This is a genomic window from Streptomyces sp. NPDC047525 (assembly GCF_040643025.1).
Classification (GTDB): Bacteria; Actinomycetota; Actinomycetes; order Streptomycetales; family Streptomycetaceae; genus Streptomyces; species Streptomyces durmitorensis.
The window spans coordinates 511013-535581 of record NZ_JBEYTL010000002.1; the positions used below are offsets into that span (position 1 = coordinate 511013).

The 24569-nt window shown below is 70.3% G+C and carries 20 protein-coding genes; 6 read left to right on the plus strand and 14 right to left on the minus strand.

The window, feature by feature from the left end; genetic code table 11:
• The 4 genes from ABZ833_RS07215 (at position 1) to ABZ833_RS07230 (ending at position 5678) form a co-directional block, all read left to right on the plus strand.
• Entirely contained in the window at positions 1-189 is a 189-nt protein-coding gene (locus ABZ833_RS07215) for a hypothetical protein (RefSeq protein ID WP_361042264.1), read from the plus strand.
• A gap of 291 nt (positions 190-480) precedes the next feature.
• Positions 481-3174 carry a GNAT family N-acetyltransferase gene (locus ABZ833_RS07220; RefSeq protein WP_361042266.1) on the plus strand — a complete coding sequence of 898 codons (2694 nt, stop codon included), beginning with the start codon at positions 481-483 and terminating at the stop codon, positions 3172-3174.
• A 121-nt stretch (positions 3175-3295) separates the two neighbouring features.
• On the plus strand, positions 3296-3805 hold the full coding sequence (locus tag ABZ833_RS07225) for a flavodoxin domain-containing protein (RefSeq protein WP_361042269.1): 510 nt from the start codon (positions 3296-3298) through the stop codon (positions 3803-3805).
• Positions 3806-3932: 127 nt separating this feature from the next.
• The gene (locus tag ABZ833_RS07230) at positions 3933-5678 is read left to right on the plus strand and encodes a GAF domain-containing protein (RefSeq protein ID WP_361042272.1); all 1746 of its coding nucleotides are present in this window, start codon (positions 3933-3935) and stop codon (positions 5676-5678) included.
• A 57-nt stretch (positions 5679-5735) separates the two neighbouring features.
• Here ABZ833_RS07230 and ABZ833_RS07235 read toward each other — a convergent pair whose 3' ends face one another.
• From ABZ833_RS07235 to ABZ833_RS07260, 6 genes are all read right to left on the minus strand, one after another.
• Complete coding sequence (locus ABZ833_RS07235) at positions 5736-6437, minus strand: response regulator transcription factor (RefSeq protein WP_361042274.1); 702 nt, start codon at positions 6435-6437, stop codon at positions 5736-5738.
• Between the two features lie 129 nt (positions 6438-6566).
• The gene (locus ABZ833_RS07240) at positions 6567-7229 is read right to left on the minus strand and encodes a CBS domain-containing protein (RefSeq protein WP_361042277.1); all 663 of its coding nucleotides are present in this window, start codon (positions 7227-7229) and stop codon (positions 6567-6569) included.
• A gap of 42 nt (positions 7230-7271) precedes the next feature.
• Entirely contained in the window at positions 7272-7736 is a 465-nt protein-coding gene (locus ABZ833_RS07245) for a cyclic nucleotide-binding domain-containing protein (protein WP_361042280.1), read from the minus strand.
• Between the two features lie 1192 nt (positions 7737-8928).
• Positions 8929-9813, minus strand: coding sequence for a hypothetical protein (locus tag ABZ833_RS07250; protein WP_361042283.1), 885 nt, complete (start codon positions 9811-9813; stop codon positions 8929-8931).
• 306 nt (positions 9814-10119) lie between these two features.
• Positions 10120-10263 (minus strand): hypothetical protein, encoded by a 144-nt coding sequence (locus ABZ833_RS07255; protein WP_361042286.1) that lies wholly within the window; start codon positions 10261-10263, stop codon positions 10120-10122.
• A 232-nt stretch (positions 10264-10495) separates the two neighbouring features.
• Positions 10496-10852, minus strand: a complete 357-nt coding sequence (locus ABZ833_RS07260) for a patatin-like phospholipase family protein (protein WP_361042289.1) — start codon at positions 10850-10852, stop codon at positions 10496-10498.
• Between the two features lie 451 nt (positions 10853-11303).
• Here ABZ833_RS07260 and ABZ833_RS07265 point away from each other — a divergent pair, with 451 nt between their 5' ends.
• Both ABZ833_RS07265 and ABZ833_RS07270 read left to right on the plus strand, forming a co-directional pair.
• Entirely contained in the window at positions 11304-11510 is a 207-nt protein-coding gene (locus ABZ833_RS07265; protein WP_361042291.1) for a hypothetical protein, read from the plus strand.
• A gap of 60 nt (positions 11511-11570) precedes the next feature.
• On the plus strand, positions 11571-12386 hold the full coding sequence (locus ABZ833_RS07270; RefSeq protein ID WP_361042293.1) for a BTAD domain-containing putative transcriptional regulator: 816 nt from the start codon (positions 11571-11573) through the stop codon (positions 12384-12386).
• Between the two features lie 31 nt (positions 12387-12417).
• Here ABZ833_RS07270 and ABZ833_RS07275 read toward each other — a convergent pair whose 3' ends face one another.
• Genes ABZ833_RS07275 through ABZ833_RS07310 form a run of 8 tightly spaced genes read right to left on the minus strand, consistent with a single transcriptional unit; the run spans position 12418 to position 24525 of the window.
• A complete protein-coding gene (locus ABZ833_RS07275; RefSeq protein WP_361042295.1) occupies positions 12418-14118 on the minus strand; it encodes a hypothetical protein in 1701 nt (566 codons plus the stop codon).
• On the minus strand, positions 14115-15353 hold the full coding sequence (locus ABZ833_RS07280; RefSeq protein ID WP_361042297.1) for a hypothetical protein: 1239 nt from the start codon (positions 15351-15353) through the stop codon (positions 14115-14117). Before ABZ833_RS07280 ends, ABZ833_RS07275 begins: the two co-directional genes overlap by 4 nt.
• Positions 15337-17331 carry an AAA family ATPase gene (locus tag ABZ833_RS07285; protein ID WP_361042300.1) on the minus strand — a complete coding sequence of 665 codons (1995 nt, stop codon included), beginning with the start codon at positions 17329-17331 and terminating at the stop codon, positions 15337-15339. Before ABZ833_RS07285 ends, ABZ833_RS07280 begins: the two co-directional genes overlap by 17 nt.
• The gene (locus ABZ833_RS07290) at positions 17324-19030 is read right to left on the minus strand and encodes a hypothetical protein (RefSeq protein ID WP_361042302.1); all 1707 of its coding nucleotides are present in this window, start codon (positions 19028-19030) and stop codon (positions 17324-17326) included. Before ABZ833_RS07290 ends, ABZ833_RS07285 begins: the two co-directional genes overlap by 8 nt.
• A complete protein-coding gene (locus ABZ833_RS07295) occupies positions 19027-21264 on the minus strand; it encodes a phage tail protein (RefSeq protein ID WP_361042305.1) in 2238 nt (745 codons plus the stop codon). The genes ABZ833_RS07290 and ABZ833_RS07295 overlap by 4 nt, the downstream gene beginning before the upstream one ends.
• Positions 21264-23471 carry a putative baseplate assembly protein gene (locus ABZ833_RS07300; RefSeq protein ID WP_361042307.1) on the minus strand — a complete coding sequence of 736 codons (2208 nt, stop codon included), beginning with the start codon at positions 23469-23471 and terminating at the stop codon, positions 21264-21266. Before ABZ833_RS07300 ends, ABZ833_RS07295 begins: the two co-directional genes overlap by 1 nt.
• A gap of 14 nt (positions 23472-23485) precedes the next feature.
• The gene (locus tag ABZ833_RS07305) at positions 23486-23872 is read right to left on the minus strand and encodes a GPW/gp25 family protein (protein WP_361042310.1); all 387 of its coding nucleotides are present in this window, start codon (positions 23870-23872) and stop codon (positions 23486-23488) included.
• Positions 23869-24525 carry a hypothetical protein gene (locus ABZ833_RS07310; RefSeq protein ID WP_361042312.1) on the minus strand — a complete coding sequence of 219 codons (657 nt, stop codon included), beginning with the start codon at positions 24523-24525 and terminating at the stop codon, positions 23869-23871. The genes ABZ833_RS07305 and ABZ833_RS07310 overlap by 4 nt, the downstream gene beginning before the upstream one ends.
• Positions 24526-24569 lie beyond the last annotated feature (44 nt).

Sequence of the window (24569 nt, forward strand, 5' to 3'; positions counted from 1 at the left end):
GTGGAGACCCTCGTCGTCATCGCGGTGATCGTCCTCGCGATCGGCATCGGAATGCGCCTGATCCACCTGCTCAACGCCCAGCACGACGCACGGATCGCTGCCCACCACTTCAGCGACCCCTTGCCGAGACCTCCCGGTCTGCCGGACGACACCGGTCGTCGAGCCCACAGCGCTGATGCCGAAGGGTGAGGAACAGACCCTTCTCCGACTGGGCGGCGTATGGGGGCGCCTCCACACGCGGCTTCCGGACCACGCTGGTGGCCGACGACTGAGGACGCCGACCCGTACACCGGCGACACCGTCACCCTGCCCGGCCCAGGCCCGCACCTTTGATGTCCGCCAGGTGTCGGCCTGGGCTCATCGCGCGTGCGGACCAGGTTCCAGGGCCGACCGGCCCCCAATGCGCCCCGGACAGCCCATGGGATCACTGCCCGATCCGCTGGATGCTCGGAGTGGCTAAAGGCCTGGAGGAGACCCACGATGACGCATGACACGCGCAGCCGACCCACGGCCCATGCCCTGCTCTCGGACGGCACCACCGTGTGCATACGTCCCGTGCGGCCGGGCGATCACGGGCAATTGCACGGGTTCTACGAGGAGATGTCCGCGGAGAATCTGCGGCTGCGGTTCTTCGCGGCGAGCCGGCGTTCCGCCACGATGGCCGCCGATCGGGCCTGTACGCCGCCGCGTCCCGGCTACCGGGCGCTGATGGCCGAGTCGAAGGACCAGGTGATCGGCCTGGCCGAGTACGAGGTCGGCGACGAAGCGGCCACAGCTGAGATCTCCCTCGCGGTGGCCGACGGACTGCACCACCGGGGCGTCGGCACACTCCTGGTCGAGCACCTCGTCTCCGCCGCCCGTGCGGACGGCATCACCACGTTCACGGCCGACGCGCTCTCCGAGAACCATGCAGTGCTTCAGCTCTTCGCGGACTTGGGCCTGCGCACCGCCCGTCGTTTCGAGGGTCCGGAGGTGCGTTGCGCCATCGAACTGGACGAGGACGACGCCTATCTCTCGGCCGTCGAGGCGCGCGGCCGAGCCGCCGACGTGGCCAGCCTGGAGCCGCTGCTGCGACCGGACGCGATCGTGGTGGTCGGCGCCGGACGCAGGCCGGGGTCGGTGGGGCGGGCTCTCCTGCACCATCTGCACGCGGGCGGTTTCACCCGGCGGCTCTTCGCGGTGAACCCCTGTGCCACGTCGATCCTCGGCGTCACGTCCTACCCGTCGGTCAGCGCACTGCCCAAGGTCCCGGACCTCGCTGTCCTCGCGGTGCCCGCGACAGCCCTCCCCGACACCGCTGAGGAGTGCGGCAAGGCCGGGGTCCGGGCGCTGCTCGTCGTCTCGGCCGGCCTCGACAGCCAGCAGGCCCAAGCCCTCATGGCCGCATGCCGCACCTACGGCATGCGGCTCGTCGGACCCAACTGCCTCGGCATCACCAACACCGACCCGGCACTCTCCCTCGACGCCACTTTCGCAGCAGATCATCCGCGCCCCGGCACGGCGGGCGTCGCCGTGCAGTCCGGCGGCGTCGGCATCGCCCTGCTCGACGGGCTGTCCCGGCTCGGCATCGGTGTCTCGTCCTTCGCCTCGCTCGGCGACAAGTACGACGTCAGCGGCAATGACATGCTCCAGTGGTGGGAGAGCGACAACCGCACCGAACTCGCCCTGCTGCACCTGGAGTCCTTCGGCAATCCGCGGGCGTTCTCCCGTACCGCCCGGCGCGTGAGCCGCCGCATGCCCGTGCTGACGGTCGACGCGGGCCGCACCGACGCCGGCCGTCGCGCCGCCGCCTCGCACACCGCGGCCGCCGCGAACCCGACCATGACCCGGCAGGCGCTGTTCACCCAGTCCGGCATCACCGCCACCCGCTCGGTGGGCGAACTGCTCGAAACCGCCGCCCTGTTGCACTCCCAGCCGCTGCCGGCCGGGACCCGCGTAGCCATCGTCACCAATGCGCGAGGCGCGGGTGTCCTGGCCGCGGACGCCTGCGAGGAAGCGGGACATTCGCTTCCGCCGCTCACGCCCTCGGTGATCGAAAGCCTGTCTGCCGTACTGCCCGACGGTGCCACCGCGGGCAACCCCGTCTACGTCACCGCCGCCGTCACGGAGGAGCAACTCGGGAACTGCGTGGACCGGATCATGCGGCACCCGGGTATCGACACCGTCCTGCTGACCCTCGTCCCCACGGCCGTCGCGGCCGCGACCGGCGACGACCTCGTGCGGGCCCTCACCAGCGGCCCCGCACGCCGCGCCCTTCCGGTCGCCGTCGTACGCCTGGAGCAGGACCTGCCCGTCAGGCTGCTGCCGGCCACCGAGGGCGGTTCGATCCCCTCGTACGCCGAACCCGGTGCGGCAGCACGCGCGCTGGCCCACGCCGCTCACCGCGCGGCGTGGCTGAGCAGGGCGGCGGGCACGCTCCCGGAGCTCGCACAGGTCGACACGGCCCGGGCCCGCGCCGTCGCCGAAACGTACCTCGCCACCCACCCGGACGGCGGCTGGCTCGACCCGCGCACCTGCGCCGAACTCCTCACCTGCTACGGCATTCCCCAGCTCCCGTGGTCCTGGGCACAGACGGAGGACGACGCCGTCATCGCAGCCGAACGGCTGCGCGGCCCCGACGGCCGAGTGGTCCTGAAGGCTCACTGGCAAGGCCTGCTCCACAAGAGCGAACAGCACGCCGTGCACCTCGACCTCGAAGGTGAAGCCCAAGTCCGGGCCGCCTTCCGGGACGTCGAGACACGGTTCGCGGGCTTGATGACCGGGGTGGTCGTCCAGCCGCTGGCCGCGCGCGGCACCGAACTGTTCGCGGGAGTCGTGCAGGACGAGGTCTTCGGCCCGCTCGTGCTGTTCGGGCTCGGCGGCACCGTGGCCGAGGTCCTGGCCGACCACGCCGCCCGCCTCGCCCCGCTGACCGATCTCGACGTACACGACTTGATCACCGCCCCGCGGTGCGCACCGCTCCTGTTCGGGGCGGGCGGCAGCGGAACCGTCGACCTCGAAGGCCTCGAACAGCTGCTCCTGCGTCTGTCCCGCATGGCGGGCGACCTGCCGCAGCTCGCCGAAGCCGACTTCAACCCCGTCCTCGCGACGCCTGATGCCGTCAGCGTGCTCGACGCACGCGTCCGCCTGCTGCCGCGCAGGGCTCAGCACCCTTATCTGCGCCGACTGCGCTGAGGAGGAACAGACTGATGCGTGCCGCCGGTCACCGTGCGCGCCGACCACACCACTGCCGGACGAACCTCGCAGGGTGTGACCGGGCAATGGCTGCGAAAGCTGTGAGAGGAGACGCACCGTCATGCTGAGCAAAGTGCTGGTCGCCTACGGAACGACGAACGGTTCGACCGCGCGGATCGCCGAGACCATCGCCGAAGTCCTGCGCAAGGAGGGAGTGTCGGCCGAGGCGATACCAGCCCGGTCCGTGACGAACGTGGAGTCGTACGACGCCGTGGTGGTGGGTGGCGGGCTGTACGCGGGGCACTGGCACAGGGACACTCGCCGCTTCGTCCGCCGCCACGGCCGCGCGCTGGCAGGGCATCCGTTGTGGTTCTTCAGCAGCGGTCCGCTCGACGCCACGGCCTCGGAACGGGACATCCCGCCCGTGCCCGGTGTGCAGCGCGCCATGGCCCGGCTCGGCGCCAGGGAACACATCACGTTCGGGGGCTGCCTCCAAGAGGGAGCGACAGGATTCATGGCCCGGAAGATCGTCTCCTCCGGAAGGGGCGGGGACTTCCGCGACTTCGGGCAGATCGAGGCGTGGGCCACGAGGATCGGCACGGAATTCGCGGCCGAGCCCCAAGGGAGCTGAACCATGCGGGCCTTGCCCCGTGCAGCTTGTCTTCGGCCCGCTCGATGTCGATGCCCCCGGGACAGTACGGTGAACAGCGAGGAACCGGTTCGAACTGCCTTGTCTGCTGTGTCGGTCGGAGGAAGTCATGAGCGGGGATGGACGCGGCGGTTCCGAGGAGCACGTGCCCAAACTGCGGCTCGATGAACTGTTGGGCGAGCTGCAGGTGCGCATCGACGCGGTCCGCGGCACCCGGGACCGCCTGCACAGCCTCCTGGAGGCCGTCCTCTCGGTCGGACGGGAACTCGACCTGCCGCAGGTGCTGCGCAGCATCGTCGAGGCCGCGGTGGTGCTGGTGGACGCCGAATACGGAGCGCTGGGCGTGATCGGCGGTGACCAGAACCTGTCCGAGTTCCTGACCGTCGGCGTCGGCGAAGAAGGGCGGTCGGAGATCGGGGCGCTGCCCAGCGGGCACGGTCTCCTCGGAGAGCTGATCCGCCACCCTGCGCCACTGCGGCTGCCGGAGCTGTCGGAGCACCCGGCGTCGTACGGCTTTCCGGCGAACCACCCGCCGATGCACTCCTTCCTCGGCGTACCGATCCGGGTACGCCACGAGGTGTTCGGAAACCTCTACCTCACCGAGAAGCGCAGCGCCAGGGAATTCGACGCAGAGGACGAGTCCGTCCTGTCGACGCTGGCAGTGGCCGCCGGAGTGGCCATCGAGAACGCACGGCTGTACGAGGAGACCAGACTGCGCGAGCGCTGGCAGCGGGCCAGCGGCAAGGTCACCAGCATGCTCCTGACCGGTGCGCCGAGCGCGGACGTGATGGAACTGATCGTCGACGAGGCCCGGAAGATAGTCTCCGCCGACATGGGGCTGATCGCGGAGCGCGTACCGGGCGAGGAGACTCTGCGGCCTGCCCTGGCGGTCGGCCTGGGCAGAGAGGAACGCAGCGGTCTGGTGCTGTCCGCCAGGGGCGGTTTCGTCGGAGCGGCACTCGGCGCGATGGAGCCGGTGGTCAGCGCCGACATCGAGCACGACTCCCGCACGGGCGAAGGCGAAGCCCAGTGGGCCGGCCTCGGACCCGTGGTCGCGGTGCCCCTCGGCGCCGGCGGGAAAGCGCGGGGCGTGTTGCTGCTGGGGCGCGTGCCGGGCGGTACGCCGTTCGGCGACGTGGACTCCGGGCCGCTGCTCGGATTCGCCGACCAGGCGGCGCTGGCGCTGGAGCTGGCAGAGCGGCGCCGCGACGCGGAACAGATCACCCTGCTCCAGGACCGGGACCGCATCGCCCGCGACCTCCATGACATCGCCATCCAGCGGCTCTTCGCGGCCGGCATGACCCTGCAGAGCACCCAGCGTTTCATGGAGCACCCCGAGGGCATGGAGCGGCTGACACGGACCGTCGACGACCTCGACGACACCATCAAGATCATTCGGTCCACGATCTTCGGACTGCGCACCCACGGCGGGGGCGGGCGGGAGAGCGACGGCTTGCGCGGCCGGGTCTCCGAGACGGTGAGGGGCTCGGCCACGTCACTCGGATTCCAGCCCGCGCTGCGCATCGAGGGGCTCGTCGAGACCGATGTCCCCGGCGACATCGCCGACCATGCGGTCGCGGTCCTCGGCGAGGCGCTCAGCAACACGGCCCGGCACTCCGGAGCACAGGCGGTGGACGTCCGACTTCAGTGCGCCAGGGGCGAGTTGACGCTCACGGTGACGGACGACGGCTGCGGGGTGCCGGGTGGCGTCGGGCGCAGCGGGCTGAAGAACATCGAGGAGCGGGCCGTCACCCTCGGCGGAACGCTGGCACTCGACGAACGGCCGGAGGGCGGCGGCACGCGACTGGTGTGGCGGGTTCCCGTGAGTGCGGACGGCGCCGCTGCCGGAGGATGACCGCGAAAGGGCGCGGTCCGGCGGCAGGCCCGGACGACGAGGCGGGGCAGGACGGGCTCATCGCGTCGGACGGCCGGTGGAGTCGGGCCGTTCGAGATGGCTGGCCAGGACCGCTGCCTGGACGCGGCGTTGGACGCCGAGCTTGGCCAGCAGCCGGGAGATGTGGTTCTTCACCGTCTTCTCGGACAGGTAGAGCTTCTTGCCGATCTCGCGGTTGGTGAGCCCGTCTCCGATGAGCGTGAGGATGTCGCGCTCGCGGGGTGACAGGCCAGCGAGCTCAGGTGCGAGTGCCGGTCCTTCGGCAGGGCCCGCGCGCAGCGAGCGCATCAGACGGGCAGTCGTCGTGGGGTCCAGCATCGACTGCCCTGAGGCGACCGTGCGGACCGCCGAGACCAGGTCTGAGCCCTTGATCTGCTTGAGCACATAGCCCGCCGCCCCGGCCATGATCGCGTCGAGCAGGGCCTCTTCGTCGTCGAACGACGTCAGCATCAGACAGGCCAGCTCCGGCATCAGGCTGCGCAGCTCGCGGCAGACACTGATCCCGTCACCGTCCGGCAGGCGTACGTCGAGGACGGCGACGTCCGGGCGCAGGGCCGGTGCGCGCACCAGCGCGTGCTCGGCGCCGTCCGCGTCGCCGACCACCGAGATGTCGGGCTCGGAGTCCAGCAGGTCGGTGAGACCACGTCGTACGACCTCGTGGTCATCGAGCAGGAAGACCCGGATCGGGTTCTCTTCCGTGAAGGTACGAGCCCCGGCCATGACGTCCCCTCGTTCGATGGTGGACTACGGATCACATGCCGACTGTGATGACCATCGTCGCCCTTGCGGAGCGGACGCACCAGGGCCGAGCGGTCCAATCCGCCGATGGTCGTCGGATGCGGCTGCCGGTCATTGCTCCGGGCGGCGAGCCGGTCCTGCGAGCTCGCACTCCACGTCCACCACACCTTCGACAGCCCGCACCAGGCGTGCGGCCACGGGCACCAGAGAGGTGTCCCTGACGCGCCCGGCGAGTGTGACGACCCCGTCCTTCACCCGTACACGGACAGGCGGGAACGACGCAGGGAACAGATACGACACGACTTCCCTGCGGACCTCCTCGGCGACTTCCTCGTCGTCCCGCAGGAACACCTTCAGGAGATCACCGCGGCTGACAACCCCTTCCAGCCTGCCGGTGTCGTCGACGACGGGGAGCCGCTTGACCTTGGCGCGCGCCAAGATGCGGGCGGCCTGCGCGAGGGTCGCGTTCGCGTGGACGGTCAGGGCCGGCGATGTCATCAGCTCCTCGGCGGTCACGGCGCCGGCCTTGGCGAGATCGGAGAATCGCCGCAGCTGTGTGGAGCCATCGGGGTCGGCGTCGCGGAACTCCTCCTTGTACAGCAGGTCGGCCTCGGAGACGACGCCGACCACCCGGCCCTCGCCCTCCAGAACGGGAAGGGCACTGACATTCCACTCTTCCATCAGCTGCACGATCTCCTTGAAGTCGGCCCTGCGACCGATGGAGGCGACGGTGTGGGTCATCACGTCGCTCACGATGTGCGGGCTGCCGTGCACGGTGACTCCTTGGTCGATTCCGACGATTCCATCGTGGTCGGATCAGCGCGAGTTGCCGCTGCCGTAGGGCGCATACACGTCCAGCAAGCGGGTCCGCGTCGACCGCAGCCGGCGGGCGACGATGTCTCCCACCCACTGGGTCACTGCCATTCCCAGCACGGGATCGGCCCGGCACATGACCCGTACCGCCTCGGCGTCGAACTCGTACGCGCGCACCGGACTCGTCGTCTCGGCACCCAGACACCAGGCGTGCGGTCCGAACAGCCAGGACCAGCCCACGAGTTCGTTGTGCCCGAGTGCCTCGATGACGGCTGCTCGGCGACCGGCCACGTGCATGTCGAGGGCGATCGTGCCGGTACGGATGATCCAGAACCGGTCGGCGCGCCCACCCTCCTTGAAGAGGCGGGTGCCCTGCGGGAACGACACCTCGCGGGCGAGGCCCATCAGCCGCTCTCGGTGCTCGACCGGCAACGCCCGCAGCATGGTGGAAATGGGAAAAGCGTTCATGGCCCTGCCTCTTCCTGGAGCGCGACCCTGCCGACTCCAATCTCTTCCCGTCCCCCCTCTTCCGCCATGGGCCACTCGGCCCCCAGACCGGGCCGCATGGCATCGACCGGGGCGACAGGGCATGGCATGGCTCGGTCGGTGAGGCTCTTGGCGTGGGCTCCGTCGCCGCTGCGGTGTGGGCGGCGGCCGTGGCCGGAGGCTGAGCTCCCAGCCGCCTCGGGTGAGGTGCGCGGTCGCGGGCGCCTTGCGGGACGGGTTCCCCCTTGGTGCATCACGCAAGGCGCCGCCCCCCTTCCCGGACTTCCGCGCGGTTTGGGAAGGCCTGGCGAATGCGCCCGGGAAGGGCGCATGGTGGCCAGCTGTCTGACAGGCCCGCGCGGACCGTCCGGGCAGAGAGAATGTGCGGACGGATCCCGGCGCCTTGGGCGGTCAGTGGTGAGAGAGGGCCGTGCGATGGGCAGTGAGTCAACGAACACCAGCGCGTACAACCGCCTGCCGAGGGCTGTGTCGATGTGAAAGAAGTCTGCCGCGATGGCGCGCGGAGTTGTCCCATTTCGCGGCGATGCACCCGCGGTGCCGGGCAAGCAGGGTGCCGGGGGTGACAGGGAAGATCTTGAGCCAGTGGCGTCGGGGTATCAGCCCGGACAGGGCGGCGGCGGACCAGAACTGGTCGGTTGGCTCGTAGCGGACCGGTCCGGCCAACTGGCGACGCAGGACTGCGTTCTTGTGCCGGAGCACCATCAGTTCCGCGTCCTTCGCCGTCCCGCGACGCACGAGCACCCATGGAACCGTCAGCAGCTTCCGGGGCACCTTGTGTAACCAGGACATGATCCCAGCAGACTGATACCCCGCTCACCTGCGGCGATGATTTTTCGAGCGGCACAGGCTCCGCCACATGACCCTTCGCACCGCACGCCGAGCGCACACACCGAATGCCGCTCCTTCACTCACGGAGATCCATCAGAAGCCCGCTAATCCGTGACGGATTTCCCACACGGCCTGGGTAACCGCTTCGAGGCACCACACTCCGACGCCGCAGAGCGTTCGGATGCGAGCATCCTGAGTCTTTGCGTCGCACCCTCGCTTGTGCCCTGCCTCCGCCCCTGCCTCAGAGCTTGCAGCGGCAGACGCGTTGGCCATCGCGACACCCGCGTCAGCGGCGGCCTGGCCCTCGTATTGGGCGACTCCGACCCTATGCCGTGAACTCCGGCGCCGTTCGCACCCTGTTGTCAGGAACCTTCTCCAGCTGCTCCGCTTCCTCTTGATCCGGCTCCGATGCAAGTATTTTCTCCGCGCGCTGGTCGATATTGCGGGTGAGGGCGATCTGGGCCAGCCCGAAAACCACGGCATAGGCCATGACGTCGCGCCAAGTGGCGGGAGCCTGGATCATCGGCAGCCAATTGGTGCCCACCAGAAGCAGCCCGATCACGGCCGTGAGTGCCCCGATGGGAAGCTTGATGAGTTCCTGGTAGAAGGGAAGATTGTAGGGATTCCAGCTGCCGCCCATCTTTTGCAGCCGACCCACCACGTGAGTGGCCGCACCAAGCATGCCCAGCAGCATGACCAGACCGACGTCACAGAGGCCGGAGCCCGCCGCACGGTGGCAGCCGTCGCAGACGGGGATTGCTCCCGCGTCGCGCCAGGCCACCACGACGGTCACCACGAGCAACAGCATCAGCACACTGCCTGCTCGGATGAGTCGATTACGGAAGTTGCGGCTGCGTACGGCTCGCTCCTCCTGCACCGCGTAGGCCGCCTCCAGAAGGGACGCGACAGCCCAGGGCACACGCTCGTCCTGCGGCTTGTCTTTGCCCTTCAGCTGTTCGACGAGGGCGAGGCGAGGATCCTGCTGGCAGAGAGGGCCTGCCAGGGCGAGCACCGCGTCGATCCGGCTCCACGCTCGGACGGGTTGCGACAGCGCGATGATCGAGACCTCGGCAGCGTGCAGGCACGCCAACGTGCCCTCGTAGGCCTGTCCATTCCACCAACTGCCGAGCCGCCAATGCATCCTCCCGCCAGCGGCCTGTTGCATGTGACGATCGGCCTCGTCGAGGAGACACTCCGCTCCTGCCTGCATCTCCCCTTTCCGGACGCCGTTTCGACGCAGGCGATCCGGTTGACCGTACGTAGCCTTGAGCTCGTACCGCAGTACACATAGGCGTGTGCGCGCACGATGCAGCCACGTGTTGGACCTGGGCCCAGGAGATCCTGTGGCAGCAGATGCCAACGGGGCATTCTGTGAGACAGGTTGTGGTGCTGCTCGGCGGGTGCGGATTCTGTGCCACCAACCTCGGAGGCTGTTTGTGTTCATGATTTCCCCCGTTCCGTTCGCCGTGTCAGGACGGTGCGCCCGCCCGCCGTGCGGAGAGTGGCAGCGGTTCAGTCACCGCCGGAAGCTCCATCTGGCAAGGAACTGCTCTGCGGTAAAGCGGCCGTTGGCGTTGAGCATCTCGGCCTGCTCCTGGGTGATGCGGAAGTCGGTCGACCGCACTTCGCTGGTGTCGACGACGATGGTGCGGTCCTGCACGCACTTCTGATCCACATGCACGCAGTCGCGTCCCGTCCATCGAACAGGCCGATGGGGAAGTTGGACAGCAGACCGTCATCGGGATCCACTCCGGGCAGCGCCTGGTAATCCTCCGGCAGGTGCAGCTCACGCCCCCGGCTGATGTCACTGACGACGACTGCGATCTTGTAGGGCGGCCTGCCGGTATCGTCTCCCGCTTCCCGCCGGCGCAGATGCTCGAAGGTCGTCACCTTCATGTCCGCCAGTCGCTCTTCGATCCAGGCATGCAGGGCAACGCCTTGAAGGCGCCGTCGGGTGTCAGCACGGCCAATGCTGCGCCGACCGTGCTGAAATGACGCGCTGAACCGTCCTGGAACGAAGCGAAGCCCAGGCTTCGCAACTCTTGCTCCAGCTCCACCACGATGTATCCAGCCGCCAGCAGTGCCGCGACGATGGCTCCCGCCGACGTACCGGCCACACGCCGCATGGTGTACGCCGCGCACAACTCCTTCAGCGCACCGAAGAGGGCGCTACCTTTGAAGCCGCGCCCTACAAGGACCACATCCACGTACGTCTTTGCCGAAGCGCCGGTTGCAGTGTTGCCGTCCACGATAATCGCCCCCGTAGCTGATGGGTGGGCCCCGTCAACACGTCCCGCTCCATCCCGCTTCCTGAAGCATGCTCCGGGAAGCAAACGACGTCCACCACGACGGCACCGAGACAATCCTTACGCGCCAGTTCCATGTCACACATGTCCACTCCCACTGCGGAGAGCAGCACGCCGGTGAGTGCCTGCGGGTCCTGGACGAGCTGGGTCCCGCGGTGGCCTTGAGCGGTCGCGGTGCGCGATTGACGCGGTGACCGTGCGGGCACTGCGTGCATGGAACCGCTCTCGATGGAGCGGCCGAGGTCGAACTCTGAACCCTGGGGCTCAAGGGGTGCAGGTTGGAACCCCCTACCAGGGGATTCGCCCCTCTGCCAGTTCAACGCCCATGCCCATGCGGCAGGTTGAAAAGCACTGTCCACGGTGCGGTGACAGTCGTCGTGACACCGTGATGCTCATGCCAGACGCTTCGAACAGAACCGGTGTCTGCCTGGTGCGGATAGAGAACCAGGGGGACATCAACCTCATCAAGATGCGGTGGAACCCGGATATCGAGCAGGCCTCCACCGAGCGTGTTAGGTCGTGTACGGATGTCGAGACGGCCGTTGAAGCAGTCCGTGACTTCCTCACCGCATTCGCCAGCGGCGGTGGCCGCCGCCCGTGACAGGCTGGTGACGGCCCACCGCTACGGTCACGCCACCGGCTTCGTCCAAAGGGGGGTGCGATGCCGTCCGACTTTGTTCAGGTACTCATCGAGCAGGAGTCCCATGAACTTGTGCCGACACTGCACTTGTTCGGCGGCCCGTTCGTGACACTCGACGGCCGACGGAAGGATATCCCCGAGGGCAGCAAGCGGCTCCTGGTCTTTGTTGCTCTACGGCCGGGGCTTGTGGAGCGGCGGTACGCGGCTGGCGCCCTGTGGCCGATCGGTGACGACGCCCGTGCTGCCGGGAATCTGCGATCCGCCTTGTGGCGCCTCAGTAAGGTGGGCGTGGAGCTGCTACAGGTGGACAAGCACGGTTTGGCCCTGTGCGAGGACGTTCTGCTCGATGTGCGCCTCGTCGCGGCCTGGGCCTCCCGGTTGCTGACAGGGTCAGCAACCCCCGGCGACCTCAGGGCGACGCCCAGCACGATGGATGCGCTTGAGCTGCTCCCCGGCTGGTACGACGACTGGGCGTTGATGGAGAGAGAACGGGTCCGGCAGCGTCTCCTGCATGCCCTCGAAGCGCAGAGCCGCCAGCTTGTCGAGGCCGGGTGCTTCGGCCAGGCCGTGGAGGCCGCGATGCAGGCCATCGGTGCGGACCCGCTCCGAGAGAGCGCACAGCGCGCCCTGGTCGAGGCGCATCTCGCCGAGGGCAACCGGATGGAGGCACGGCGGAGCCTGGACCGCTACGCCGAGCTACTCGACCGCGAGCTAGGCGTAGCGCCCGGTGCCGAAATCTCCGCCCTGCTGCACGGCCGCGTGCCGTCACGGGGCCTGGCGGGGCAGAACGGGGTCGAGCAGAGGGCGGCCGTACGGCGCCTGACGGTCATCTCTTAACCCGGCAGGCGCCGCAGCTCGATTCCGGGCGTCAGCTGATCCTCTCCGGGTGCCTGACGAGGACGATCGCGTCCCGGGTCAGGCCCGTCCGCACGGCCGCGAAGACGCCTCCGGCACCGCGGTTGTCGTCGCCGGGAGCATGCGGGAACAGATCGAGGAACATGGCGGCGCGCCCGGCGGTCAGGACTCGGTTCTCGACCGACCCGGCCAGCCCGATCGCGGTCACCGAACCACCGCCCTCCTTCCATCGCTCTACGCCCGACTGGTTCTCGGGCACCACCCATCCGCCGACCGGATAGCGGACGACGTGATGCTCCGCTGCCTCCGACGCCGTTGGGTCGATGGATCCGTCGGTGAGACCGGCGACGAGGCGCTCCCCGTCATCCGGCGACGAGACCGCGTAGAGATGGAGGTCCACGCTCTCCAACCCATCGAGGCAGCAGTCGGCGTGCCGGCGGAAGGCCACCCAGGGTCGCTCCGTGGTGAGCCCGTCGGCACTCTCCACACCATCGGGAACCAGGATGTCGACTGGTACGGCGGTCTTGCCCTCGGAGGGCGTCAGGGAAATACGGCGCAGATGCTGGGCGCCCTCGACCGCGGAGACCACGGCGTCCGCAGGGCACGAGCGGAAGTTCAGCTGCACGGCCCGCGGGAACATGGCGCTGATCCATTCCTGTACCGAGGACTGCGCGCCTGCGCTCTGCGGCAGGAAGCCGGCGGGCGGCAGTTCCAGGATGCCGAGGTCGTCGGTCAGCCTGGGCGGCCCCGCCGTCACAGCCGTGGCGGCGTCTGTTTTGGGCACCAATTCCAGTACCGCGGCCAGGCTTTCTTGCGCCCGCTTGGAGGTGATGTGCTTCTTGGCCTCCTCCACGTTGCGGCGCACTTCCCGGTTCATGTCATCAGCGGTGGCCGCTGCGCTGCGCCGCGCGATGGCCCCGGGCCACCCGGCCGCGAGCATGTCCTGGAACTGGAGGACCTGCGCGATGAAGACGTCCCACGGGCGCAGTCCGAGCTGCGCCTGGCGGACCCGCCGGGGCGGCGGGTCGGTGCGCTCCCGCCGGAGGGTCCAGACGTCGAGCACCCACGCCTTGGAGGTACACAGCAGCAGCCCCAGTGGCACGGCGTCGGGGTCCGCCGGTGCGGGGAGGGCGAACCCGCTGCCCCAGTCACCACGGAGGATGTCGGTGCGGTCCGCCTGGTCGGTTGCGGCTATCCAGGGGCCGCTCAAGTCGCGTTCATGGGCGAACCACTTCGAGGAGACAAGCGACCTCAGTGTCCCGTCCGACGTGTCCGAGGGGCCCGCCAGCGGTAGTTCGCCGATACGAATCACCGCTTCCTCGGCGATGTAGGGCTCGGTGTTGCCGACCGAGGCGCCGGCGCACAGATCTCCGTAGACGTTCTCCTTGCCGAAGCGGGTGTCCTTCCCCGTCACCATGATCATCCGCAGGGTTCCGGCCCCGGCCTTCTGCCCGGTCACCTCGGGGTTGGTCAGATCCAGTTCGGCGGATGCCTGGAGGAGAAAGGGACGGCCGGTCGAGCCGATGGCCAGACCCGGGTCGACCACCAGCTTGAGGCCGTTCGGCGAGAGCTTCGCGCTGTACCCGTGGACCACACCAGGGCCCCCCGACTGGCCGAGTGCGTAGGCCAGGGAGCGGGTGTACTCCTGCATGCGCTCCAGATGCTCGGCTCGCAGGAAGAGCCCGTTGAAGGCATTCAGCCGGGCGATGGTCATGATTGTGCCCTCCCCAACTTCCGCATGATCACGGCGTCGTGGCCGTCTGCCGCCGTGCCCGGTGGTCCGCCGTCGAGACCGGCCAACGGTACGAGGCCGGAGCCGAGGAGCGGAGTGGGTCCGGTGCCGTGAATGATGATCCGGACCAAGTCGTGCCGGGGAGGGGCGTCCAGCACGACGGTGACGATGCCCGCGCCGGCCCGGTAGGTGACCTGTCGGACTTCCGCCGCGTCCCAGGCGCGTGCGCCGACGGAACTGACGGTCACCGCGCCCGTCCCGACCGAGCCGACGTGCAGCGACTCGGTCACGGAGAACGTGAACCGCCGGTAGTCGTCAGCCCATTGGAGGGAGCCGCCCACCACGCGCGGAGCCTGCGGCGCGGTCCCCGCGTCGGCGGACGGCCGCAGCGAGCCGACGAGTTCCTGGAGCAGCCCCGTCGGCAGCAGGGCACGCCGTACGGTCTGGTCGACGCTGCCGACTGTGGCTTCCTGCCCGGAGCCCCTGATCTCGACGGTGGCCAGCGTGACCGGCGCATCCACGACGTCGACCGGGAACAGGGCCGGGCGGTCGTCTTCCTCCTCCGCGGCGGGGGCCAGCTCGGTGACATCCAGCGCGGCGAGTTCCCGGAAGGCGCGCAGCCAACCGGCCGGGTCGGTGTCGGGTTCGGACCCGTCGGTGGCGAACAACCGCCTCAGGCGCGGGTACGGGACGGCTTCGGGCTCGGGCGCGGGCGGACGCAGTTCGAACCGCACGCGTTCGACGGTTCGTGAGTGGTCGAAGTGCTTGGGGGACGGATCGCACGGGGAGGCGAGCGCCGGAACGCGCACAGCCGGGCACGTGTCGAACACGGCGACGAGGCGGTATTTCCCCTGGGCCGTCCCAGGAGCGTCCTCCGCGCGCGCGTTGAGGGCCGCCAGCAGATCCTTCAGCGCCAGACAGTGCTCGGCTCCGAGGGCGGAGAGCTCCCGGCCCAGGCCGTCGATCGCGAGCCCCGGCCCCACGTACAGTGCCCGCTCGTTGTCATGGGTCTGCACCGGGAAGCCCCAGACCACCCCCGGGCCGTGCAGCCAGGAGGCATGCAGCATCTGCTTGCCGCGCGGATTGCCCAGCAGCGTGCCGAAGTCGTCCTCGCCGAGCGTCATCCCGTAGGCGACCCGAAGCGCGACGAAGGGGTTGACCGGCAGGTCCTCGAAGCGCGCGGACCGCTCCGCCCCGTGCTCACGTGTGGCGCTCATGCGCTGTCTCCTTACTGGCCGTGGCCGGACGGCCGGGGAACGGCCTGGCCGCCTTCGCATACTCCCGAGCCATCGCGTGGACGAGGTGTTCCTGGCAGATCGGTCCGCCGCTGGGCGCGGCGAGGAATGCCGCTGCGATGGCGGCGTTGCGGATCCATCCGCCCGGCACCGGGTAGAGCGCGGCGAGCCGGGGGAGGTAGACGTCGTTCGCCCAGGTCGGTTCGGGCAGGTGCAGTTTCCACAGCTCGTGGCGCTGTGGCTCGTCCGGCAGCGGGAAGTCGACGACGAAGTCCAGGCGGCGCAGGAAGGCCGCGTCGATGTTCTGCCGCAAGTTCGTGGCCAGCACCGCCAGTCCGTCGAACCGGTCCATGCGTTGCAGCAGGTAGGAGGTCTCGAGGTTGGCGTACCGGTCGTGCGAGTCGGTGATACCGGTACGGGCGGCGAACAGGGCATCCGCCTCGTCCAGCATCAGTACGGCCTGGGTCCGTTCGGCGACGTCGAAGACGGCGGCCAGATTCTTCTCGGTCTCGCCCAGCCACTTCGACACCACTTGCGACACATCGACGATCAGCAGATCGGTGCCGATCTCGGTGGCGACGACCTCGGCGGCCAGTGACTTGCCGGTGCCGGGCGGGCCGGTGAACATCAGCCGCACACCCCGGTCGGCGCGCGCTCCGTCGAGGAAGCCCCAGTCGTCCAGGACGCGCGAGGCATGCTCCAACCGGGCGACCGCGTCGCGCAGTTGGTCTCTCGGCTCATCGGGGAGTACGAGCCGGTCCCAGAGCAGTCCGGGGGTGATGAGCTGGACCCCGGGAGGCAGAGTGATGCCCGCCCGGCCTCGGATGACATCGGATATCTCCCGGGGCTCGGAGACCGGTGCGGACAGCAGGCGCAGACTGCGTACGTCGGCCGCGACCTCCGCGATCAGGGACGGATCCAGCGGATGGCGTGCTGTCAGTAGCCCCGCCTGATCGGACAGGTCGGGCAGCGCCGCCTGCCACGCCCCCCGCTGACTGCCGGGGCTGACCGGCCCGAGCGGCACGCCGAGCACCGGACGGCGGCCGACCGGACGCACCGCGCCGGACGGCGCGCACACGATGACAGGACCGGGCAGGTCGGCGGTGTCGAGAGCGGGCACCGGCCGGCCGCCCTCGGGCGGTGCGGGCAGTACCAGCAGCGGCACGGCGGACCGGGCCGCCGCGTGTGCCGAGACCAGGGCGATCGCGGCGCGGTCCGTGGCATCGACCCGGGCGCCGGTGAGCGTACGGCCCGCGGCCCGGGCGAGGGCCGCGCAGCGGCTCCCGGCGATCACGTCGTCGGCGGTCGACAGCAGCAGCGTACGGTCGTCGCCGGAGCGCAGCGCAAGGACCGCCCTCTCAATGGCGGGCAGCGCGAGCCAGCCCTCGAGCCCGGCCGGGACCTCGTCGACGGTGACCCGGCCGATGGTCGGGGGCCAGGCGTCATGGCCGTGCAGGGCGTCCCAGAGCCGTTCGGCCGGGGCGAGAGTCCGTTCGTAGAAGGTCGGTTCGTGGCCGGTCCGTAGCAGGCCGTGCCGTACGGCCCGCCCCTCGGCCAGCAGGCGGCGCAGGCCTGGGCGGTCCTGTGCCGTGTCGGCGGCCGCTGCGCTGTCGCCGAGCAGCAGTGCGGCCAGCCCCACTGTGGGCCACGGCTCCGAGCGGGGGTGCAAGGAACGGAAGGTGCCGGCCAACCCTTCGTGTTCCTCCGGGAGCCCGGTTAGCAGCAGCAGATCCCGCTCGGCGGCGCAGAGCCCGAACCGCTCGACGAGGGCGTCCAGCGGGCCATGATCGGTTGTGCCTGGAGCGGCGCCGATGGTGGCCTCGGCCCAATCCCGCAGGAATCCGGCCGCGGCGGGCGCGCCCGACTCGGGGCTGCATGTGGACTCCAGCAGCGCGGCGAGCCGCTGCGCCAACTCGGCGGCGCGCGCGGACAGCGCTCGGCTCACCCGCTCCTCAGACATAGACGAACCTCACCACCGTGCCGAGCCACGGCACCCAACCCGGGTCGAGGTCGAGCCCGGCGCGCCGTACGGAGACATCGACCTCGTCGGCTGCCAGATGCGCCTCGGTCCATCCGGGCGCGTAATGGATGTGCCCGTTGCGTCGGGCGAATGCGGTGACGACGTCGCGCGGATCGCGGTCGGGTCCGTCATCCGAAGTGACGGCCTCGCGCGGAGGGGCGTCGTACCCGCCCAGTGCCGTGGTGGTCACGGCCGCCCAGCCGTCGGCGAGTTCGGTGATCCGGTCCCGCTCCGCGGGCGTGGCCACCGGACCACGCTCCCAGGGCGCCCGTGCCTCGGGATCCGCACCCGCGAACGCCGCCACGGCAGGGTCCGTGCACGCCGTCGGCAGCAGCGACAGCGCGATGCCCTGCAGTACCCAGGGCAGTGGCCGGGCGGCGAAGAGGGGATCGTCCAGGACCGCCGCAGGGATCCCGGCGGCCGGCGCGGTCGCCAGGAGGAAGAGCAGTCCGGCCCAGACGGTCGACTGCCCCGCCTCCGGATCGGGTTCCGCCCCGTTTTCCACCGGAGCCGTGACGGGCATAGCGGACACGGGCTCCGCCCGGGACCGGGTGTCGGCGGCGGATCCTGCCGAGAGTCCTGCCCAGGCGTTCGGCTGCCCCGGCCCAGAATCGGATTCCGGCCCGCTGACCACAGCGGCAGTGACAGACGCCGTGGATGTCGGCTCCAGCAGAGGCGGGTCCTCGGCGGTGAACCCTCCGGCCGCGCGCTGCGGCTCCGGCCCGCGGCTCGGTCGTACGGCTGCGGCGGGATCAGTCTTGCCGTCCGCCGTGGCAGGCAAGTCCGGTGCCGGCGCACCGCCCGGGGGCCCTGGGCTCCGCGAGCCGGTGAGGACGCGGGCGACCGCACCGAGGATCTCCTTGGCCGTGGACCGGTGCAACGCCGAGGCGTCGGTCTCGGCGACGACGAGCAGCGCCCACGCATCGAGGGTGCTGTCGGCCGGGCGCAGGCCCGAACGCCCGATGTGGCCGGCCAGCCGGGAACCGACGAGCAGCGCGTCGGCCAGCACTGCCGCCTCGACGGAAGTCGTAGACGTCGTACGGAAGTTGGCGAGGGCCGGAGCGTCGAGCGTGCGCCGCACCGACTCGGCCACGTCCTCCCACCCGACCGCGCCGAGGGCCCGGTGGAGCGCGGGCAGGCCGACACGCCCCGCCGCGGTCGTGACGATGCCGGGCGCCTGCCCGGCACAACGGCGCAGTACGGCGAGGATCGCCGCTCCAGGTGCACGCTCCGGCGCCGGGGCGGCCGCGTGGATCAGGCCCACCTGGCGCCAGGCCCAGCCGCGTTCGGTGCGTCCGCAGGCGGTGGAGCACACCAGGTCGAGCACGGCGGCGCGCTCGTCCGCGTACCGCACGGCGTCCGGCGAGCCCTCCTCCATCGCCCTGCGCAGTGCGGCCACCAGAGCGGCCGCCCAGGCCGCCTCCAGTGCGGAGTCCGGCCGGGCCGGATCGAGCCGTACCGGAACGTCGAGGCGGCGCAGGCACCAGATGCCCGAGGGCAGCCCGGCGGCGCGTACCGCCTGCTCCAGCCGGTGATCGGCCACACCGCGCAGCAGCCGGTCGATCCGCCCGGCGTCCGGGGACCCGTCGCCCGGGCGCGCGGTGACGCTCAATCGGCGGACGGTCACGTCGGTCGTCATCCGACACGCACCTCCCCGACGACGGAGGTCTCATGAACCACGGCTCCCGTGGTGGGCACCCCGACGACGCCGTCGCCTCCCACGGCGACCTGGCCGAGGACGGCCGGACCCCACTGTGCGCCGGGGCCGACGACGGAGGTGAGGCCGATGTGCAGCTGCTGCCCCACCCGCATGCCGCAGCCCAGTTCGCAGATCTCGTAGGTGGTGTGGGCGGGCTTGTGGAGTTCGAGGATCGTACGGATCACGGCGAGTTGTTCGGCGGACAGGCCGGCGTGCACGAGGACGCTGAAGCGGTGCGCGGCGGTGCGGTAGCCGTCATCGCCCAGGTGCACCTCGTCGAGCACCGTGTCGCCGAGTACTGCGTCGCCGGGCGTGCCGCCCGCGCGCAACCGGCCGAGCACCGGAGCGCCTTCGTCGTCCGGAGCGTGTCCCGCGACACCGCCCAGGACGCCGCCGGGAACGCCGCGCAGCCGCCACTGCTCGATGATCACCGGCTCATGTCCCAGGTAGATGCCCAGCAGTTCGGTGAGCGAGCCGAGCGTCCCGCGGTGACGGAACAGCCGGTACGCCGACCCGATGAGGCTCCGCCGGGCATCCTCCGGCCAGCGCCGGTCCAGGGTCAGCCCGGCGAAACCGGCGAGCCAGGTCATCGCCTCCTGCGGGACGACGGCCGGGTCGACCAGGAGTTCCCGCCGGGCGGCGCGCTCGTCCAGTTCGTGGAGCATGCCCTCGGCGGGAGCGAGGAACCGCTGCAGGAAGTCGGCGTCGCCCTCGTCGCGGGACCAGGTACGGGGCAGTTGGCGCAGGATCTGGTGACCGGGCCGTTCCACGCGCAGCGCGCGGACGCGGGGTGTGGCAGCGACGGTCGCGGAGGTGAGTTCCAGGACGACCCACAGATAGCGCCCCGGGTCGGCGAGTACGGGCGCTTCGTACGTCTCGAAGCGGTCGTCCGCGGGGATCTGCGCCCACGGTGTCTCGCGGCCGGTAGGGCGCCGCAGCAGTGGCAGGCCGCCCGGCGCGCGGGCGGCGCCCAGCAGCGCGGCCGAGGGCAGCGGCGGGGTCAGGTCGGGACGCCGGATGGTGCCGGAGCCGCGGTCGGCGGGCCGCCACGGCAGCGCGTCGCCGGGAGTATCGTCGTCGTCGCTGGTGAGGAACCCGACGTGGACGTCGGTGCGCGGCGGAATGCAGGCGTCCAGGAACAACCGTCCCCAGCGGGTGCGGTAGGTCCCGCTGTCGAGCCGGTACGTGAAGACGCGCCCGGAGGTGCGATGGCGGGCCTCCGGGCCGCCGGCCCGGCCGATCCCTGCGGCAGTTGTGAAGGCGCACGTGCCGTCGGGCGCCGCCGCGGCAGCACCGCCGTCATAGCCGGCCGCGGCGACCGGCTCCAACTCCAGCTGGCTCGCGCCCTGTTGTTGAAGGCGCTGGAACGGCTGCGCGGCTGCGCGGTCCGGTGCGCGCGTACAGGCAGGTAAGGATGTCCCTTCCGGCTCGGGCGTAGCGGCTGCACGTTCGGGTGCACGCGCCACGATCAGAAGGTCCTCCGCCGTCACGTCGAAGTCGGTGGCCCCGGGCACCTCCGCGACGATCTCGCCGGACACCGTCGCCACCAGGGCGTACGGCGCGCCGGGGCGCCGCCAGAGCACGAGCAGTGTCCCGTCCGGCCGGGCCGCGATCCGCTCCGGAGTCAGCCGTCCCCGGCAGCGCGGCCGGCACGGCTGCGGGCCGGGTAACGGGCCCAGGCGGCCGTGCAACGCGACGATCCCGGCCGGGTGGCGCAGCAGCACGTACGCGCGCTCGCCGACAGCGGCCACGTCCACGGGCCGTGCGGAGCGGTGGGCGCGGCTGCGTACGGAGACGCGGCGCAGGATGCGGTCCGCCCAGATGTCGTAGACCGTGACGCGGGCCGCCCGGACCTCAGCCACGTACAGCCGCTGTTCGGTGTCCACCGCAAGACCGCGCGGCCCGTCGAAGAGACCGGGGCAGCCGCCGAGTGTCTCCGTACGGTCCTCGCGTATCACCTCGACGCGGTCCTCGGCCGGCCGGGAGCGATAGGCGCGCCCCCAACGGTCGAAGGCCAGCCCGGTGGTCGGGCCGGCGGGGGAGTCTGTGGCCGGCTCGTCGTCGTCCCAGGTGAGCTGGATCCCTCCGCAAGGCACCAGCGCGGTGCCCTCGTGCCGGCAGCGGGCCCACTGATCGGGGTCGGCCAGCAGGCTCATCGCGCGGTCGCCGTCCATCAGCACACCTCGCGGGGCAGCGGTACGTAGACGGTGTCCGAGGGGGCGGGTGGTGGCTGGTAACCGGCGCCAGGCTTCAGTGGCTCTCCGGCGACGACCGTGATGTCCGCCAGTTCGGGAACTTGCCAGCGCCGCAGCTCCACCCGTGGGACCTTGCGCCAGGGGTCGTCGTCCTGCGTGCCGTCCCACACCGCGAGCCGCAGCCCGTCGCCCTCCAGGAACTCGACGCCCTCGACCTGCACGGCGACCGCTTCGAGTTCGGCCCCGCGGACCATCCGCCCGAGCGGCCAGCCGAGGCCGTCCGGACCGTACGGTGGTACGGGAGCGAGAAACTGACGGATGATCAACTCAACCCAGCGGCGCACGGCGTCGACCTGGTAGCCGTCCCGCACGGCGACGCCGACGGAGACCGACACCTTCACGTACTCGGGCGGCAGAACGTACAACTCGGTCGTGATCAGCCTGCGTTCGTCCAGATACCCGGCAACTCGGCGCAACAGAGCCCGGTCCGGCAGCGGTGCGCCGGGAGCACGGACGTCCTCGGTCGGAAACACCACGACGCTGACGACCCCGGCCGCTTTTTGCTCAGGGTGGTCCGGGTGGAACAGCGCCAGGGTCTCCGCCCGCGCCACTCCCGGCAGCCGCAGAGCCAGTTCCCGGAAGTCGTCCGCGACGACCGCCCGGTCGCGCCGGTGCACCTCGCCCGGGATCCGGTCGAGCGCCGCGTCGAGCGACTCCGCGTCCCGGCCGCCGTACGCGGGCAGCGGGTTGGCGACGGTCACTCCGGCGACCCCGGTCACCGCGCTCACCGCCTTGGCGACGACATTGCCCGCCGCGCCTCCGCCGTAACGGTACGAGCGCACCCGTATCCGCTGCCCGATCTGCGGCACCCGGCCCTGCTGCCCGCCGGGCCCGAACCGAACCAGCCCGCCCGCGAGTTCGACGCTGAAGGGCCGGTCGTCGGCGGCTGCGCCGCGGGTGAAGTCCTCGACCTCGTCCCAGCCCTGCCAGCCCCCGTCCTCCTCCACTTCCAGCCGCACGGTGCCGGGCAGCACGTTGGTCTGCGCGAGCCGGTACACCTGCCCGGCTTCCCCGGTGCCGGTGCCGAGCAATTCGGCGCCGGTCGTGGTCCGCGCCTGTACGGCCTGCACGACGTTCACGCCGACCCACTGGACCCGGTGGATGCCCTCCGTGCTTTCCGGCGGCCGGGTCGCGCGTAGCCAGCCGATCACGCGGTCGGCCTGCTCGGGATCGTCCAACCGAGGGGGAGACGTCACGGCCGCGGTCGGCTGCGGGGTGGGGCGTGGCGGCAGCTGTGGGGGGAGGGTGAGTGCGACGACCCCGGTCCGGCTGAGGCCGGCCGTGGTGTCGCGTACGACCTCCAGGGGCAGGAACGGGTCAGCGGCGGGCACTTGGGAGTTCTGAGGAGGCAGCCAGAGCTGCCACATCACGCCAGGGCCGGCCTGGTCGAGGCCGGTCGACCGATACCGTTGGGCTTCCTCCGCATCGACGCCGTCGAGGCTGAACGGACGGTCGACGGTCTCGTCGAGCGCGACCCCGAGGAAGACGGTACGGCCGCGCAGTTGATCCACGTCCGTGGTCGGGCGTGCCAGCAGGGCAACCCAAAGGGCGCGGTCGAGGGTCCCGTTCACGTCCAGTGGTCGGGCTCCGGGTGCGGCAGGGTCGGTCGGCAGCACGGTGGTGCTGTAGAACTTCACCCGGGTCGTGGCACCGCTGCTGCCCCTGGCCCGGCGCGCTGCCTCATCCCGCCGCGCGATCTCGTAGGTGTCCCGCGCGTCGGGCGCCGGTGCGTTCTCCTTGCCCGTTCCGAGCACCTCCAACGGCCACGCGTACACCTCGCTCCCGGTCTCGAACGACACCGGCCCGGCCTTCAACTCCCGGCCGACGAGCAGCTGTACGCCGCCGGGGGACTCCGTCTCGGCCGCCACCAGCACGTGTGCCGCCTGGGCCGGGAGCGGCTGGACATCGAGCAACCTCAGGAAGGCGACTTTGGTCGCGTCAGGAATCTGATTGAACCGGTAGAGCAGCGACTCGCCCAGGAACGCGAACAGATCCAGCAGGACGATCCCAGGATCGCTCTCGTTGTGGTCCGTCCACTCGGCCGTGTAGACGGGGATCCGCCGAATCAGCTCGGCCCGCAACTGCTCGTACGTCCGGTCGTCGAGGATCGGCCCGATCAACGTCATGGGTCACCCCGCCCTCAGCGCAGATAGAACGGATAGACCAGGTTGTCCTCGCGCCGGTCCACCAGCCGCACATACGAGATGTCGATCCACACCAGCGAAGGCTCCTCACCGGGCGTCACCGCAACGTTAGTGAGATCGATCCGGGGTTCCCACCGCGTCAACGCTGCCTCGATGTCGCGCTCCATCGCGGCCCGCGTGGCGGTCGTGTTCGGCTCCATGATGTAGCGGCGGAGGCCGCAGCCGAAGCCGGGGAGCATGACCCGCTCGCCGGGGTCGGTGTCGAGGATGGTTCCGATCGCTTGGCGGATGAGCTCGTCGCCGGTCACGTATTCCAGGTTTCCGGCGGGGCCGGGGCGTAGGGGGAAGCGGGGACCTTTGCCGATCCACTCCTCGGTCGTCATCGTCTCTCCCCTGTGGCGAGTTCGTGCAGGTGCAGCTTGCATTCAGCCACTTCGACCCAATCACGACGTCTGACCCTCAGCGTGACGGTGAGCAGGGCAGCGATCTGTTCACTCTCCGACGGCCTGTCTATGCGTCTGTGACCGATCACCCATGTCGTGCGCCTCACCTGCAACAGAGCGACCACATACATGGCAAGCGCTTTGAAGGCACGGTGTTGACGGAACTCCGCCATAGCCTCCGGTCGTTCCCGCGAGAACCATCGGAGCTCCTTGTCCTCGCGTATGCGTTCGCGCAGACACTGGCACGCCTCCCGGAAAGCACCCAGCAAGAGAAGATCCCTCGATTTCAGCTTTCGCTCCGACACGATCTTGATCAAGATCCCCTCGAAGTCGCCCTCAACCACCGCGGCACGCTCCAGGCACTCCCATTGCACGCCACCGGGTGCGATTCCGGGGTCGAGATTTCGTTTGTGTGCGTTCCACATGCGCCAGGTCCGCAGGAAGGCTCCGTAGCACCGGTAGAACTCGGTCACAGCAACAAGATCGAGCTCGCGCCGCCGCTTCACATCGTCCCAGCGGTAGGCGATCTGCGTTCCGATCAGCCAGGCAAGGAGCGAAGAGACCGCTACCGTGACCAGTGGGCCGATCATCATGAGACCTCCGACAGCAGTCAGTGTTTTGAGTGAGGCTCCTACAT